This window comes from Paenibacillus sp. SEL3, assembly GCF_054602585.1.
In genome coordinates this window covers 5,380,436-5,396,467 of record NZ_CM137725.1, presented here as the reverse complement: position 1 = coordinate 5,396,467, position 16,032 = coordinate 5,380,436, and the positions used below count along the sequence as shown (strand labels likewise).

Below are 16,032 nucleotides of genomic sequence, written 5' to 3'. Positions count from 1 at the left end.
CTGTAATTACACCTGTCTCTTAAAACAAAAAAAGAACCGCTGGCAAAAGGCTTTGCAACGGTTCTTCCGATAAGGTGATTATATCATGAATATCTATCTAAAACAACTCTACGACCCACACTGTACATAAATGATTAAGAGAGTTTCTCGTTCTCTACCAGCCTGCGCCACAATCTGTACAGAATCGCTTTGACTGATCGCAGTCGGATTGTTTCGCGGTTACCACTCAATCTCAGTTCATGTACTTCCGTTTCCTTGTCGCGTTCAGCAATGCCAATATACACTAGACCGACTGGCTTCCGTTCGGAATACCCAGGCCCGGCTACACCAGTAACTGAAAGTCCAAAATCGCTGTCCATGATCATTCTCGCCTGCTCTGCAAGCACAAGGGCCACTTCCTTACTCACTGCACCTGGCGCTTGATCCCCTTCCAAATAATCACAAGGCACGTTGAGTAATTTCATCTTCATTTCATTGGAATAGCACACGATGCCACCTTGAAACATAGTAGCACTGCCAGGTATAGAAGTGAGGTGTTCCATCAGCATTCCACCTGTACAGCTTTCTGCCGCACTCACAGTGAGTCCGCGATTGGCCATTAGATCTACGATAACCTTCTCCAGCGTAACATCTTCGCTTGCATACATAAATTCCGAAAGACGCTGCTGAATTTCTACTTCCGTAGCCGTCAGCTTAATCAATGCTTCACTTTCGCTGGCCGCCTTGGTGGATATACGGATCGTGACTTCCCCTTCCTTGGCATAAGGAGCAATCGTGGGGTCTGTCTGGGATTGGATCAGATCTAACAAACGGGTTTCAAGAGCTGACTCACCAATCCCTGCAAATTTTAGCATTTTTGAATAAATTGGCATTTCCTCACCGCTCAATGCCTGCTGAAGCAACCAAGGTTTGGCCTGGTTTGCAAACATCGGTTTGAGTTCCTTAGGAGGTCCAGGCAAAACTACATAAAATTTACCATCCTGTGCAATTGCGTCGCCCACAGCTAGCCCTGTCTCATTTTCAAGCGGAGTAGCACCTTCAATAGAAAGCGCCTGCCGGCGGTTATTTTCGGTCATTTCTACCCCACGGTTACGAAAAAATTGATCTAGCTTGTCCATTGCAAGACGATCTATGTGCAATTTTCGCCCCAATACAGACGCTATCGCATCTTTCGTCAAATCATCCTGGGTCGGTCCCAGACCGCCAGAAAATAAAATAATATCCGCACGCTTCTGAGCAATTCTTATGGCTTCCTGAAGCCGATCTATGTTATCGCCAACCACAGTCTGAAAATATACATCGATTCCAATTGTAGCCAACTCTTGTGACAAATATTGAGCATTTGTATTCACTATTTGTCCAAGCAATAACTCTGTTCCTACCGCAATTATTTCAGCTTTCATCAATTCTTCCTCCTGTACTGCGAATATGATGGGAATTATATAAAGAAACAGCAATAAGTTTAGTCCCTATTGCTGTTTCCATAAAATTTATACTGTTAAACCTTGGAGGAGCTCAGCAAATGGATATTTTTCACGAAATAATCAATACCCGAATAAATGGTGATCAACACCGCTGCCCATATCGCTATTAAATCAAACGGTATACCAAGAAAAACAAACGGGAAATTATTAATGAGCAGCGCTACTATAGCAACAATCTGAATGATCGTCTTTAATTTGCCCCAATTGCTTGCAGCAACCACAGACCCATCCAGCAAGGCAATCTGACGCAGCCCCGTAACCGCAAACTCACGGCTAACAATCACAACAACAATCCACGAATCAATTTTCCCCATTTCTACCAAGGAAACCAAAATGGCGGTTACCAAAAGCTTATCAGCAAGGGGGTCCAACAGCTTGCCCAAATTGGTGACCATATTATTTTTACGTGCCAAATACCCGTCAAGACCGTCCGTGCTGGCTGCTACAAGGAAAATGATAGCCGCAATCAGCTGATTATACGGCAGCTTGAAAGCTCCGATCTCAATCGGTGGCGGATAAAAATCAAAGTCCACCAGCAAAGCCAGCATCATCACCGGGATAAGGCAAATCCGCGTTATTGTAATTCTGTTGGGTAAATTCACAACACACTCTCCCCTGATTATCGTACTTGATTACAAATGGCAGTTTTCGGATTAAATTCAACCCTATGTAAATCGCTTTCGGCGAGCGCTATACACCTGAATTGTCTGCATTTTCGTTACAAGTATAATATGGCGCAAAACGCATGTCAAAATAACCTGCCGCACATCAAGCAACGTTTTTCCTGCAAAATATATGAGGGAAAACGTCTTTATTTCATGTTTGTAAATTGAAGCTCCAATGGCAAATCAGCTTTACGTAGCAATTGAATGATCGCCTGTAAATCATCCCTGTTTTTCCCGGTCACCCGGATTTGATCACCTTGAATCTGACTTTTAACTTTTAGCTTGGAGTCCCGAATAAGAATGTTAATTTTCTTGGCATTATCCTGATCAATTCCCTGCTTCAGCGAAAGACGCTGACGCACTGAACCTAGAGAAGCGGGTTCCAATTTGCCATACTCCACATTTTTGAGGGACAGACCTCGTTTAGCCATTTTAGACTGCAAAATATCAATCACCGCATTCAGCTTGTATTCGTCTTCCGATGCAATCGTAAGAGCTTCTTTCTCAAGCTTGAGGCTACTTTTGCTATCCTTGAAATCAAATCGTGTTTCAATTTCACGCTCCGTCTGATGAACCGCATTTGTTAACTCCTGCATATCCATTTTGGAGACGATATCAAATGAATTTTCTGAAGCCATCGTTTCACTTTCCTTTCCACAACAAAGTTCAATATCTAATTATAGGCTAGTCATTTACAAAAATCCAATAATCGGTTGACTAAAAAGGCGTTCTTGCCAGTTTTCCTGACAAAAACGCCTTTATTTCATTTACGGTCAAAATATCTAATTATGGCTTCGTGTTGGAGTTCGGAACATATCCAAAAGTCCAAGCACAATGTGAGCAAGACCAAAGCCCAGTATGCCATAGCCCCATGCATTCGGTGTCAGATAATAGCCCAGTAAACTGACAATTATACCGAGCCCAGTCACAATCCAGCTGACGGTCATAACGTATACACCTCACTTTGCGGAAAATGAAATGACTGCCTTTCCAGGAATTACAGTCATTAGTATTTCCTCGCACCAAGGCGTTTATTCACCATTAGTAGTTGTAGAATCTGTACCACTTTGTGCTGAATCCGTACTGCTACCTGTCGTAGAATCTGCAGGTAAACCCGTCACCCCTGCATTCGTTCCGGTCGAAGAGGCTTCTCCTTGCTGTATCAGTACACGAGTAGTCGATTTATTATCTGTTATCGGTTGACCTGCTACGGAAATATCTGTGGCAGAAGACCGCCCTGATTTGATATATAAACCTTCTGGACCAATATCGAAAGACATGGCATCTCCACTTTTAGTCATACCATAACTCAGCTTTTCTCCACGGGAATTTTCTCCCTTGTACACTTCAAGCCAGCTTTCACCCGTAGCTTTAATATCAACCTTGGCTGTGGCTCCCGTTGCACTGGAAACTTTAAAAATCGTCGTCTTGCCTTGCTTGCCGTCCTGTGCCACAGTTACACCTTGTTGTGGAGTAGTCGTATCCGGCTGTTGTCCAGTATTTGGAGTAGTAGCATCCGTATTCCCCGTACCATTTGGCTGAGTTTGCCCGGTTTGCCCCGCACCAGGAGTCTGCCCACCAGCACCATTTGGAGCCGTCGTTTGACCATTGTTCGGCTGTGTCGTAGTGGTATCAGGAGTAGACGTGTTTGGTGTTGTACTTGGTGTTGTACTTGGTGTTGTACTTGGTGTAGTAATCGGTGTTGTGTTTTCTGCTGTTTTTGGAGTTGAATGGTTGTTGCTCACCCAATAAGCATAAATAACCCCAACAATGAGAACTAGAAAAAGCCACATTAACGCTGTAGGCAACCATTTAAGATTACCAATCGTGGCGGGACGGCTGGAGCGTTTCTGTGTAACAGGCTCCATGACTGCTTCCGGTTCAGGTTCAGGCACATTGCTTTGATGCCCTTCCAGAATCTCATCAGGATTCAACCCGACCGTTTCAGCGTATGTTTTAATAAAAGCTCTGACATAAAAGCTTCCCGGCAGCACTTTGTAATCGCCCGTCTCAATGGCTTCCAGATAACGTTTGCGTATCTTCGTCATTTCCTGAACATCGTCAAGGCTCAATCCTTTTTGCAGCCGGGCCTCCTTTAATTGCTGACCCAGTTCTGACATGTCATCATCTCCTTGTGTAATTACGCTTATTTAAAGATCTTCTGTATAACTGGCTGTAAAGGTATCATAAATAATTTCCTCAGCCGGATTATTGCGAAGTTCAATAATGATATTGAAATCGTCAAAGCTGTATCCCGACTCACGTACAAATACATCAGGATGCTCAATCACTTTAGTACTTGGCATGCTCATAATTTCCTGAAGCAGGTGATAATGTCTTTCATTTGACCGAATTGTACTCACAATACCATCAATAATAAACACATTGTTTGGGTTCATTTCTTCTTCAGAGAGCTGACTGCGTACCGTCTGTCGTAGTAGCGTCGAAGATACAAAAGTCCAACGCTTCATTGCGCATACACTACTGGCAATAATGGATTCCGTTTTGCCCACACGTGGCATCCCGCGAAGACCGATTACCTGATTGCCGTCCCTCTTTAATACTTCACCCAAAAAATCGACCAGCAACCCAAGCTCATCGCGTGTAAAGCGAAATGTTTTACGATCATCCGAATCCCGATCGATGTACCGGCCATGTCTTACTGCCAATATATCAACCAGTCTCGGAGCACGTAAGGCCGTGACTGTAATGTTGCTCGCTTTTTTTAACGTGTCTCCGAGAATACGTATCTTCTCATCATCGTCTGTTTCAAGCAACATCCCCCGTCTTTCACCTTCAACACCGTTGATCGTCAGTATATTAACCCCCAGAATACCAAGCATGGAAGCAATGTCTCCCAGCAGTCCGGGTCGATTTTTATGTATCTTGTACTCCATGTACCACTGTTTCGTTTCTTCCGTCACGTTAGCACCTCATTCACATTCAAACCGTCAACAACTCCAAATCAAAGCATTATTGTATCATAAAATAACATCTTTCGACAAAACCAATTATTGAAATTTGATAGGCTGCATTGTGTTGTAAGCCTCAATCACGTTTATGATATATAAATTACAATGGAATTACAAGAACAGCTCTGTAACCATTACAGAAAAGCCCCCAAAAGGGAGCTTTTCATGTTGGTTCTTACTTATGCGTTGCTCTTGGCCAATTTAACCATTAGCCGGGCGATGGTGTGACGCTCGTCCTCATCGGCAACTCCCCACAGTTCTTTCAATGCGCGGTTGGAGTGGTTGGCTGGATCGACCTTCTCATCCAGAAAATCACCGATTTCATAAGCAAGCTCTGAAATGGTATCTTGGCTGATTCCCAGCTTCTCCGCTTGCTCTACACGCTGACCGAGGAACTTTTTCCAAACATCAAAATTCTGAACAACTGTTGACATACTTAAATCCTCCTTAGATGATTCAGATTTAAAATCAACAGTTGTAATATGCTCTTCTCAGACGCTTACTATACTGGTGGATTCCTCCAAGCGCTATTTCCCTTAAGTCACCCATCCTCCGTTAGGACTTATGACCTGGCCATTAATATAACCTGACTCAGGAAGCGCAAGAAAATAAACCAGGGATGATATCTCATCAGGTCGAGCCAATCGTCCGGCAGGAATTTCTTCTTCCAAACTGGTAATTTCGCCTTCATCTAAATGATCCAGCATCGACGTATTCACTGCACCTGGAGCTACTGCATTCACTGTCACCCCGGAAGGTGCTACTTCTTGAGCCAGCGCTTTAGTGAAAGCGTTAATGCCTCCCTTCGTGGTGGAATACAACACCTCGCACGAAGCCCCACATATCCCCCACACGGAGGAAACATTCACAATGCGGCCATAGCGTTGGGAAATCATATGTGGCATAAAAACCTGCGTACACAGAAAGGTTCCCTTAACATTGACTGCCATCACTTCGTCCCATTCCTCTTCCGAAACATCTGTCAACAGCCCATAATGAGATAATCCGGCGTTGTTCACAAGAATATCCGGCTTCATCCCGTGATTATCCAGCTTTTCCCGCATGCGTTCGATCTGCTCCTTGCTCCGCAGATCCGCTGACACGGTCATTACCTTGCCTGAATAAACCATGCAACGACGGGCAACTTCATTTGCTTTTTCATGGGACTTCATGTAGTGAATGACCACATTCATCCCTACAGCTGCAAAACGCTCAGCAATAGCCGCACCAATTCCGCCACTCGCTCCTGTAATCAGCACAGTTGTATCGCCAATCGCTTTTAATTCTCCGCCCTCAGTGGTCATCGTTTCCCTCTCCCTGGACATTACGGACTCACCACTAGTGATATTGCGAGTTGATCCCACTGGATATGGTCTTTCAGACGGCGATTTACATCCTCAAGCGTAATACTTTCATAAATCGGAAGCAGTTGGAAAAAATCACTGCCCCGGAAGCGATGTCTTGTAAATTCATGCGCAATATTTTCTGGTGAATTGAGTGTACGCAGATAACCACCGATTTTCTTTTTGCGTGCCCGTTCAAAATGTTCTGCTGCGAAGCCCTGCTTCTGGATGGACTCCACCTCTTCACGTATTCTCGCCAACAGCCGATCCGGGTCTTTGGTATCTCCACCGATTGCGGAAAATGCATATTGCTGCGTACTATTGTACTCATGGCCAAAACTGTCCGAAATCAGATCCTCATCGTAGAGCTTTTGATACAGTTGTGTACTGGAACCAAATAGGAGATCAAGCATCAGCTTGGTTTCCAGATCATGACGAAGCAATTCTTCACCCGTTAAGCCTACTTCAGCCTCCTTGAATCCAAACAGTAGCTTTGGCAGAGAAACGGCCAGCTTCACCTCACGACGTGGTTCTGCAACTGTAGTGGGTTCATCGTCGAAAATCCGCTCAATCTCTCCCTGCGGCTTATAGTCCTTTTTGGCCTGATTGTTACGTACCAGCTCTATTACTTCAGCTGGATCCACTCCTCCCACTACAAAAAGAATCATATTGCTTGGGTGGTAGAAAGCTTCATAGCAACTGTACAGCGTTTCCTTTGTAATCGTACTGATGGATTGAATCGTACCTGCGATATCAATATGCACCGGATGGACCTTGTACAACGCCTCGATCAGACCAAAGTAACTCCGCCAATCGGGGTTATCTTCATACATATTGATTTCCTGGCCAATAATGCCTTTTTCCTTCTCTACATTTTCATCTGTAAAGTAAGGATGTTGAACAAAATTGACCAGCGTGGTCAAATTTTCTTGAATACGCTCAGTTGCCGAAAACAGATATACGGTTTGATCAAAGCTCGTAAATGCGTTCGCCGATGCACCATTAGAGGAAAAGGTAGCAAAAATATCTCCTTCAGGCTCTTCAAACATTTTATGCTCCAAAAAATGGGCTATGCCATCCGGCACCTTTACGGGCTGTTGACCTTCTACGCGGAAATGATTATCAACCGAGCCGTATTTAGTCGCAAATGTGGCGTACGTCTTCTGAAAACCCGGTTTGGGCAACACATAAACGTGTAAGCCGTTATCCATTACTTCATAGTACAGCGTTTCCTGCAAATGCTCATAAGGTATATGCTCCACCGTTATTCCCCTTTCTGGTCTCTCAAGAAATAAATAGTGTCCAGTCGGAACGTCCGGGCGGCATCCTGAACATCCTGCACCTTGACTGCCTCCACCTGACTCAGCAGCTCATCTACCGTCCGCTCTTTACCGGAAAGCTGTCTGTTAAAATCATAGGCGATCATCTCAAAAGCGGAATCCTGCATCTCCTTCAGCAAGTTGCGAATCATCGCCTGCGTTTGGGTCATTTCCAGCTCAGTAATCGCTCCGTTTTGCGTATCTTCCAGTTGCTTGCGGATAATAGTAACCGCTTTTTCATAATTAGGAATTTCAATACCAGATTGAATCGTACCAATCCCTTTATGCCCGTCATATCGCGATGAAGCGTAATACGCCAAACTTTCCTTTTCCCTTACATTAACGAACAGCTTTGAATGCGGATACCCGCCCAGAATGCCATTGTACATCAGAGCGGATGCATAGCGATCGTCACCATACGTAATAGGGGTCCGCAATCCCATGTTGAGCTTGCCCTGGTTCACATCAAGACGCTCTACAACAGTTTGAACATCACGCTCTACCGACTTGGGCTGTTCCGGAACATACCCTGCTTCCGCTGAACGGTTCAATTGAAAATAGCGATCAACAAACTTCTCAACTTCTTCTAGCGTCGTATCTCCCACAACGTATAAATCCATGCTGGCATGATTCAGCCATTCTCCATAAGCCTCATACAAGCTCTGTGCATCTATACTGTCCAGATCAGATCGTTGACCAAGAGGGTGCAGACGATAAGGCTCATCTTTGCACATTTCCTCCATGCAGCGCTCACCAGCATAACGTATTTTATCGTTAACTATAGATTCCAGCTTCTTGCGCACATTTTCTCGTTCCTGCTGAACGTATCCAGTTTGAAATGCATCATTTTCCAATGCAGGCTTCGTCAGCACTTCTCCAAGGAAAGCAAACGAACGATCCAGCAAACTATCCGGACTGTTTACAAAGCTGTCATTAATCGTATCCATGCGAAATTGCACGATCTGATAATCTCCACGTTTATACACATCGAATCCGAAACCTGCGCCATACAATTGCTCTAACTGTTCTCTGAATTGTGTAGTCTGCGGATACGATTCTGTACCCCGGCGCAGAACGAAAGGTACCAGCCCCACTCGAGTTACGGTTTCCTCCCGTAGCGGAGTGCCTACATACAATGATATAGCAAACGTCTTAAAGCGCTTGGTTGGCAGTACATGAATCCTCAGTTGTCTGCGTGTGCCACGCTCGAAACCTGTTTTGTTCAAGTCCAAAACTCCTTTGTGACGTCAATTGGCGTCTAGCCTTTGATTAGCATTAGCTGCTGTAAATCGTCCCCCTGTAAAGAGGTAAAGTGTACCAATCTTTATTCTAACCATGCAAAAGCCAAGAAGCAACCGGAGACAAGCTCCCGGCTGCTTCGGCGTTTTACATGCAAAAAATATGTTCCCCGATGGTTTTCACCTGCGGACGGGTCCAAATCCATTTGGAGGTGGCTGTTTTTGGGTTAAAATAATAGAGACATCCTCCGCTTGGGTCCCAGCCGTTCAGCGCCTGTCGTACTGCCTTCTGTGCAGTTTCATTCGGCGTAAGCCAGATTTGTCCGTCTGCTACAGCTGTAAAGGCCCCCGGCTGGAAAACCACCCCAGATGGTGTATTTGGAAAACTAGGTGATTTAACCCTGTTCAAAATAACCGCCGCCACGGCAACCTGCCCTTCAAAGGGCTCGCCACGGGATTCACCGTAGACCGCATTAGCCAAAATCTTAAGATCGTTTGCAGATAGTCCCATGGTGTTGGCCGATCCCATTGTTTCATCATTTTGATCCGCTTTATCATTATTGTCCGCTGTGTGTCCCTGAGCGGAACCTTGATTGTTACGATGCATAGGAGTTTCCGTTGGCTTCCAGTTAGGGGTAGCATTCACCAGCTTTAATTTCGTCTTTGCTCCGACCACTCCATCGGGACGGATACCAAATTCCTTTTGAAAACCTTTAACAGCTTTTAGTGTACTGCTGCCAAAATGGCTGTCCACTTTCCCGCCAAAAAAGCCCAGCAACTTCAAACGTGATTGCAACTCATATACATCCTGACCGTAAGATCCAAAATCAACCGCTCCCGAGCTGAATGTCGGCTCGGATGGTTGCGCCGCTTGTACTTTCTGCTGTGTGCTGAGCGACTCTGCTTGCTGCTGTGCAGAGTCATTTTTAAAAAGTCCTGTGTACGTAATAGCCGAGGCTGCGAGGATACCCGTGCAAATCCAGACCATTGTCTTTTTCATATGCTGCGCTCTACCTTTCTTTTGTGGGATTAACAGGATGGCTACGTTTATTATGACAAGCTCCGCTTAAAGCTATTCACCCTTTTAATCTTCTTTCAGCAGGTAGTCGCCACACCTCAAAAATACATCATAAAAAACGCTGTTTGTGCACTTGGAGTTGTCATTTTAGAACAACTACCTTGCGAACGAACAGCGTTTTAATGTAGTGCTGGATAGAGATAATGCTTAGGAACTAACTTTATTTTGCTGATATTGCTCCATTGAGATAAGAACCTCACGGGGCTTGCTGCCCTCGTAAGGGCCGATGACTCCGCGAGCTTCCATGGAGTCAATCAGTCGAGCAGCACGTGTATAACCGATCCGCATACGGCGCTGAAGGAGCGAAACGGAAGCTTGTTTAGCCTCTAAAATGATGTTGACAGCCTGATCGTACAGCTCATCCAGCATTTCATCTGCATCAGCCGATACCTCTTCCACCTCCGGCACTAGCGTCTCATCATACTGCGCTTCACCCTGTTCACGTACATAGTTAACAATATTTTCGACTTCTTGATCGCTCATGAACGCTCCCTGAACGCGGACTGGTTTAGAAGCACCCATTGGCATGAACAGCATATCACCACGTCCGAGCAGCTTCTCGGCTCCACCCATATCCAATATAGTACGGGAATCTACCTGCGAGGAAACGCCGAAGGCAATACGTGAAGGAATATTGGCTTTAATTACCCCGGTAATTACGTCAACCGAAGGTCTTTGCGTTGCAATGATAAGGTGGATGCCTGCTGCGCGCGCCATTTGGGCAAGTCGTGCAATCGCATCCTCCACATCTCCCGCAGCTACCATCATTAAATCTGCCAACTCGTCCACAATAACGACGATGTAAGGCAGAAATGCATCCGGGTTATCTTTCATCAAATTATTGTATCCCTCAATATTACGGGTTCCTGATTTGGAAAATAACTCATACCTTTTTTCCATTTCAACTACAATTTTCTTCAATGCAAGTGAGGCACGCTTTGGATCAGTCACGACCGGAGCCAACAAATGTGGGATTCCGTTGTACACGTTCAACTCCACCATTTTAGGATCGACCATCAAAAATTTGACCTCATCCGGCTTTGCTTTGTACAAAATACTCGTGATGATCCCATTGATACACACTGATTTACCCGAACCTGTTGCCCCAGCTACAAGCAGATGGGGCATCTTGGCCAAATTACCGACAATCGTCTGTCCTGCAATATCACGTCCGAATGCAATAGACAAGCTGGAAGCTGACTCCTGGAAAACGGTTGTCTCCATTACCTCACGCATCGTTACAATGGAAACTTCATTATTCGGAACCTCAATTCCGATAGCAGATTTGCCAGGAATTGGAGCCTCCATACGGATATCTTTGGCAGCAAGCGCAAGCGCAATGTCATCCGTCAGACTCACAATACGGCTGACCTTCACTCCAATGTCCGGCTGAATTTCATAACGTGTTACGGCAGGGCCACGGACAACCTCCAGCACCTTCGCCCGCACACCGAAGCTTTCCAGCGTTGCTTCCAGTTTGCGTGCCGTTTGCATATAATCCTTTTGTCCCATACCTTTGCCTGCATTTTGTGGTTTAGCAAGCAAACGAAACGATGGTAGCTTGTACGGTTTAGGCGGCGGCGGAGCCGGGATAGCTGTATGGGTACCTTCAACCTCTTCGCCTGCCACCCCAGTTGCAATCGTCTGAGCTTGTCCCTGAGCACCTTCTAATGTCCCCTGAATCGTAGTCGAATCATCCATATCCTTATTCGCATTGGCACCCATAAAGTCATCATCCAGGGGTTCGTCAATAATGGAAGTCGTCTGCTCTGCCCCTGTCAGGGACTCTCCAAATTCAGCTTCCGTTCTTCTTTCCTCATGCTTTACTTGTTCGAAGAAATCCCTAATAATCGGCGACCTTTTTACCGGAATTGCAGCTTCCTGCTCAGCGTGTTCGACTACGTCAGACAGCTCTTCACTCTGGTTGCCATTTCTCCACTGGGCCTGCGCGTCCTCAGCTTCATATGGAAAATCATGCTCATCCTCATCGACGGAATGCTCTTCCTTGTCCGCTTTATCTGAATTCTTAAGACCAAACAACTGAAAGAAAATCGGTTGTTTGCGTGCAGGAGGCTGCATTTCGTCAAAGTCATCATCCATGTCTTCCTCATAGGCAGGAATCGGCTCAGACTTGATCTTTCTATTTCCATTACCTTTGCTAGATGCCGAAAGCGGAGTAGCTTTACCAGTCCACTTTTTGCGCACACTTCCCCCAGCTGCTAGCAGCTTGGTCTTTACAATCCGCACCAAATCCACATAGGACAGTTGAGTCATCAGCATGAAACAAATGACGAACATAACAATCATGATCAGTTTAGCTCCCGTGAGACCAAACAGCCACAACAGAACAGTAAGCTGCAACGCGCCTACGTAACCCCCGCTGATATCCTTGTTCAGCATTGAGGAATGGCCCTGCTGATCAGGCGACAGCAACTGCTCGCGCATATCTATATGTATCTGGGTCATCACTCCGCCCGGCTGAAGCGCGTTGATCGGCCCCAAACGCTGCTCCATAGATGAAATAGAACTCATAAGTGTAAAGGCAAATACCAACAGGAGCAAACCCGTTTTACGCGAGTTCCACTGGTTCGGCCACTTGCGGTGAATCATCACCATCAGACCATAATAAATGCCAATCAGAGGGATAACAAAATAGAATTTCCCCAATACGAGCCCAAACATCTTGGATAGCGACCGACCAACTGCCGCTTCACCCGATAACGAAATGACCGCTAATGTAATCAGCACAATGCCGTAAATTTCAAATTTTAGAACTCCGCCAAATGCGGCTTTCTTTTTTCTTTTTCTTCTTCTGGACATACAAGGTCACCCCCCAGAAGAATATTATACCACGTCACCCGGTATCCGCACATATGTTCTTTTTCAGCAGTAAATGACCGATTTCTATACTATTCGACACCTTTTACGACCATTCGATGACTTGACCGGGTCCATAACGCGGATTCAGGTAGGCTTCCAGCGGGCAGTCCAACAACCGTACAATGATCCCCCGACGACTTTCAAGCGGCTGTACCTGCATAAGTAGACCGTCTACTCGAACCTCTGCAAGCTCCTCAGCCTCTTTCCACATCCCTTGCCACACCATTTCCATTGGCATTACAGTATATAATGTCATTGAGATAGCTCCCCGCTATGCTCCCCTGACAGTGTCTCTGTAGGAGTTCCTGTGGCACTGGGAATAAAAGGAGCATACGGAGCCTGCTGTTGGATCCCAGCGTTCCCGTTTTGCTGACGCCGCGTTTCAATAATGGTGTTCAGCTGTTTTAAAGCCTCTCCGATCCCTCCAACCGCGTCCATCAATCCATACTTCACTGCATCGGCTCCCCCAACCGCTGTACCAATATCGCGGTTTAACTCACCGGTTTTAAACATCAATTCCTTAAACTGCTCTTCTGTAATACGAGAATGAGAAACGACAAAGCGTACGACACGTTCCTGCATTTTTTCCATATATTCAAAAGTCTGTGGGACTCCAATGACCAGGCCGCTCATACGAATAGGATGAATGGTCATCGTCGCACTCTCCGCAATGTAGGAATAAGTGGAAGACACAGCAATCGGCACACCGATGCTATGCCCCCCGCCTATCACAATGGTCACCGTTGGTTTACTCATCGATGCGATCATTTCAGCAATAGCCAGTCCTGCCTCTACATCACCACCAACTGTATTCAGCAAAATCATTAATCCTTCGATACGAGGATTTTGTTCTGCCGCTACCAGTTGGGGAATAATGTGCTCATATTTTGTCGTTTTGTTTTGAGGCGGTAAAATGAGATGCCCTTCAATCTGACCGATAATCGTCATGCAAAAAATATTGGACTCGCCTCCAGGCATGGAGGTTTGACCCAGTTGCTGCAAAGCCTCCATAGCAGGTAACGCGGGTCTTTGCCCAATTTCTGGTTGATCTGGCGTTTCCGTTTCCTCGTTGCCAGATGATAGATTGCTGTATTGTTCCATATGGGTGATCTTCCTTTCGCTTTACGCATCTATATGACCCGTAGTCACCCTATAGTATGGGATGTAAATGGAATATTTTATACCTACCCCCATGCTTTTCCTTACCCCGAAAAATCAAAAAAGCCTCTCCTTCCGCGGAAACCGTCCAATATTTCCTGCGGGAAGAGAGGCGACTGTGTGCCTGTGACTTAAGTTTTTAATTCAGGTTTTTGAACAAATTTCAATTGAATCACACTTCCATTATAATTGGCAGGATCATCGGTCTGCGACGAGTTTGCTCATACAAGAAGCGACCCAGTGCATCCTTGACATTTGTCTTGAGGGAAGCCCATTCATTTACATTTTCACTCATGAGCTTATGCAGTGTACTTGAGACAATACGATTCGCTTCATCAAGCAAACCTTCCGATTCACGGACATAAACGAAACCGCGGGAAATGATATCTGGACCCGATTTAATCGTTCCGTCTTGCTTGCTCAGCGTGACAACCACCACCAAAATACCGTCCTGTGACAGCAATTTACGGTCGCGCAATACGATATTTCCTACATCCCCTACGCCTAGTCCATCGATCAGTACGTTACCTGCTGTAACTTTACCAGCTCTGCGTGCTCCGCCATTCTGAATTTCAATGACTTCACCGATATCCGTGATGAAGATATTTTCAGGCTCAATACCTACGCCTTCAGCAAGAAGGGCGTGACGACGTTGCATTCTGAACTCACCATGAATTGGCAAGAAGAACTTTGGTTTCATCAGATTCAGCATCAGCTTAAGTTCTTCCTGGCTTCCGTGTCCAGAAACGTGAATACCTGGATTAGCTGCGCTGTAATATACATTGGCACCCAGACGGAACAGTTCATCAATTGTGCGTCCAACGTATTTTTCATTACCCGGTACCGGAGTAGCTGCAATGATGACTGAATCCCCTGGAAGAATGTCAACCTTTCGATGTGTGGAACGAGCCATTCTTGTCAAAGCGGACATCGGTTCGCCCTGACTGCCTGTGCAGAGAATAACTACACGGTCCGCTGACATTTTGCCAACTTCTTCAGGCTCAATCAGCATTCCATCCGGAATTTCCAAATAGCCCAAGTCCGAAGCAATGCCTACGACATTAACCATGCTTCGACCAATAACTGTTACTTTACGTCCCGTTGCTTCAGCAGCATTAATTACCTGCTGAATACGATGTACGTTAGAAGCAAAAGTGGCTACGACCACACGCTGTCTCGACTTGCGGAAAATGTCTTCCAGCACAATACCAACGCTCTTTTCCGAAGGTGTAAAGCCCGGTTTCTCGGCATTCGTACTGTCTGACAAAAGAGCCAGTACGCCACGTGTGCCAATTTCAGCCATACGCTGCAAATCTGCATATTGTCCGTTCACCGGAGTATGGTCAAATTTGAAGTCACCTGTATGAACAACAGCGCCTTCAGGAGTATCAATACATACACCTACAGAATCTGGAATACTATGGTTGGTTCTGAAGAAGGTTGCTTTTAGTGTGGAACCCAGCTTGATTTCGGAATCAGCATTGATCAAAATACGTTTGGTTTCACCAAGCAGATTCGCTTCCTTCAGCTTGTTTTCCACCAATCCCAGCGTCAATTTGGTACCATATACTGGTACATTCAAATGTTTCAACACGTAAGGCAAACCGCCGATATGGTCCTCGTGACCATGAGTCAGCACAATGCCTCTTACTTTGTCGCGGTTCTCTGTAAGGTAGGAAATATCAGGAATAACGATATCAATGCCCAGCATGTCCTCTTCCGGGAATTTCAGACCGGAATCCACCACGACAATGTCATTGCCGTATTGAACGACATACATATTTTTCCCGATTTCACCGACGCCGCCCAAAGCGAAAATCATCAATTTATCGTTGTTTGTTTTTTTAGACAAATGAATCTAAACCTCCTATGGTAGTTGGACGTCGTACCTTGAT

The 16,032-nt window shown here is 45.6% G+C and carries 15 protein-coding genes; all 15 read right to left on the bottom strand.

Features of this window, described 5'->3' with window-relative positions; all coding sequences use genetic code 11:
• Positions 1-134: 134 nt before the first annotated feature.
• Positions 135-1,403: a competence/damage-inducible protein A gene (locus ACYCS5_RS24980; protein ID WP_039273576.1), complete on the bottom strand. Its 1,269-nt coding sequence runs from the start codon at positions 1,401-1,403 to the stop codon at positions 135-137.
• Between the two features lie 95 nt (positions 1,404-1,498).
• Positions 1,499-2,086 carry a CDP-diacylglycerol--glycerol-3-phosphate 3-phosphatidyltransferase gene (pgsA, locus tag ACYCS5_RS24975; protein ID WP_013309954.1) on the bottom strand — a complete coding sequence of 196 codons (588 nt, stop codon included), beginning with the start codon at positions 2,084-2,086 and terminating at the stop codon, positions 1,499-1,501.
• Positions 2,087-2,295: 209 nt separating this feature from the next.
• Positions 2,296-2,787 (bottom strand): YajQ family cyclic di-GMP-binding protein, encoded by a 492-nt coding sequence (locus ACYCS5_RS24970; RefSeq protein WP_013309953.1) that lies wholly within the window; start codon positions 2,785-2,787, stop codon positions 2,296-2,298.
• A 144-nt stretch (positions 2,788-2,931) separates the two neighbouring features.
• Positions 2,932-3,096: a hypothetical protein gene (locus tag ACYCS5_RS24965; RefSeq protein WP_023988236.1), complete on the bottom strand. Its 165-nt coding sequence runs from the start codon at positions 3,094-3,096 to the stop codon at positions 2,932-2,934.
• An 84-nt stretch (positions 3,097-3,180) separates the two neighbouring features.
• Positions 3,181-4,269 carry a RodZ domain-containing protein gene (locus tag ACYCS5_RS24960; protein ID WP_459760263.1) on the bottom strand — a complete coding sequence of 363 codons (1,089 nt, stop codon included), beginning with the start codon at positions 4,267-4,269 and terminating at the stop codon, positions 3,181-3,183.
• A 30-nt stretch (positions 4,270-4,299) separates the two neighbouring features.
• Complete coding sequence (locus tag ACYCS5_RS24955; protein ID WP_013370747.1) at positions 4,300-5,073, bottom strand: DUF3388 domain-containing protein; 774 nt, start codon at positions 5,071-5,073, stop codon at positions 4,300-4,302.
• 227 nt (positions 5,074-5,300) lie between these two features.
• Positions 5,301-5,555, bottom strand: a complete 255-nt coding sequence (locus tag ACYCS5_RS24950; RefSeq protein WP_013309950.1) for a DUF3243 domain-containing protein — start codon at positions 5,553-5,555, stop codon at positions 5,301-5,303.
• 102 nt (positions 5,556-5,657) lie between these two features.
• Positions 5,658-6,425, bottom strand: a complete 768-nt coding sequence (gene ymfI, locus ACYCS5_RS24945; protein ID WP_069011413.1) for an elongation factor P 5-aminopentanone reductase — start codon at positions 6,423-6,425, stop codon at positions 5,658-5,660.
• Positions 6,426-6,445: 20 nt separating this feature from the next.
• On the bottom strand, positions 6,446-7,726 hold the full coding sequence (yfmH, locus tag ACYCS5_RS24940) for an EF-P 5-aminopentanol modification-associated protein YfmH (RefSeq protein WP_039273585.1): 1,281 nt from the start codon (positions 7,724-7,726) through the stop codon (positions 6,446-6,448).
• Positions 7,727-7,728: 2 nt separating this feature from the next.
• The gene (yfmF, locus tag ACYCS5_RS24935) at positions 7,729-9,009 is read right to left on the bottom strand and encodes an EF-P 5-aminopentanol modification-associated protein YfmF (protein WP_029517037.1); all 1,281 of its coding nucleotides are present in this window, start codon (positions 9,007-9,009) and stop codon (positions 7,729-7,731) included.
• Between the two features lie 160 nt (positions 9,010-9,169).
• The gene (gene sleB, locus ACYCS5_RS24930; RefSeq protein ID WP_340955231.1) at positions 9,170-10,021 is read right to left on the bottom strand and encodes a spore cortex-lytic enzyme; all 852 of its coding nucleotides are present in this window, start codon (positions 10,019-10,021) and stop codon (positions 9,170-9,172) included.
• A gap of 225 nt (positions 10,022-10,246) precedes the next feature.
• Positions 10,247-12,919 (bottom strand): FtsK/SpoIIIE family DNA translocase, encoded by a 2,673-nt coding sequence (locus tag ACYCS5_RS24925; RefSeq protein ID WP_459760262.1) that lies wholly within the window; start codon positions 12,917-12,919, stop codon positions 10,247-10,249.
• Between the two features lie 103 nt (positions 12,920-13,022).
• Positions 13,023-13,235 (bottom strand): YlzJ-like family protein, encoded by a 213-nt coding sequence (locus ACYCS5_RS24920; RefSeq protein WP_023988229.1) that lies wholly within the window; start codon positions 13,233-13,235, stop codon positions 13,023-13,025.
• A complete protein-coding gene (locus tag ACYCS5_RS24915; protein WP_029517034.1) occupies positions 13,232-14,080 on the bottom strand; it encodes a ClpP family protease in 849 nt (282 codons plus the stop codon). Before ACYCS5_RS24915 ends, ACYCS5_RS24920 begins: the two co-directional genes overlap by 4 nt.
• 229 nt (positions 14,081-14,309) lie before the next feature.
• The gene (locus tag ACYCS5_RS24910) at positions 14,310-15,989 is read right to left on the bottom strand and encodes a ribonuclease J (protein WP_013309942.1); all 1,680 of its coding nucleotides are present in this window, start codon (positions 15,987-15,989) and stop codon (positions 14,310-14,312) included.
• Positions 15,990-16,032 lie beyond the last annotated feature (43 nt).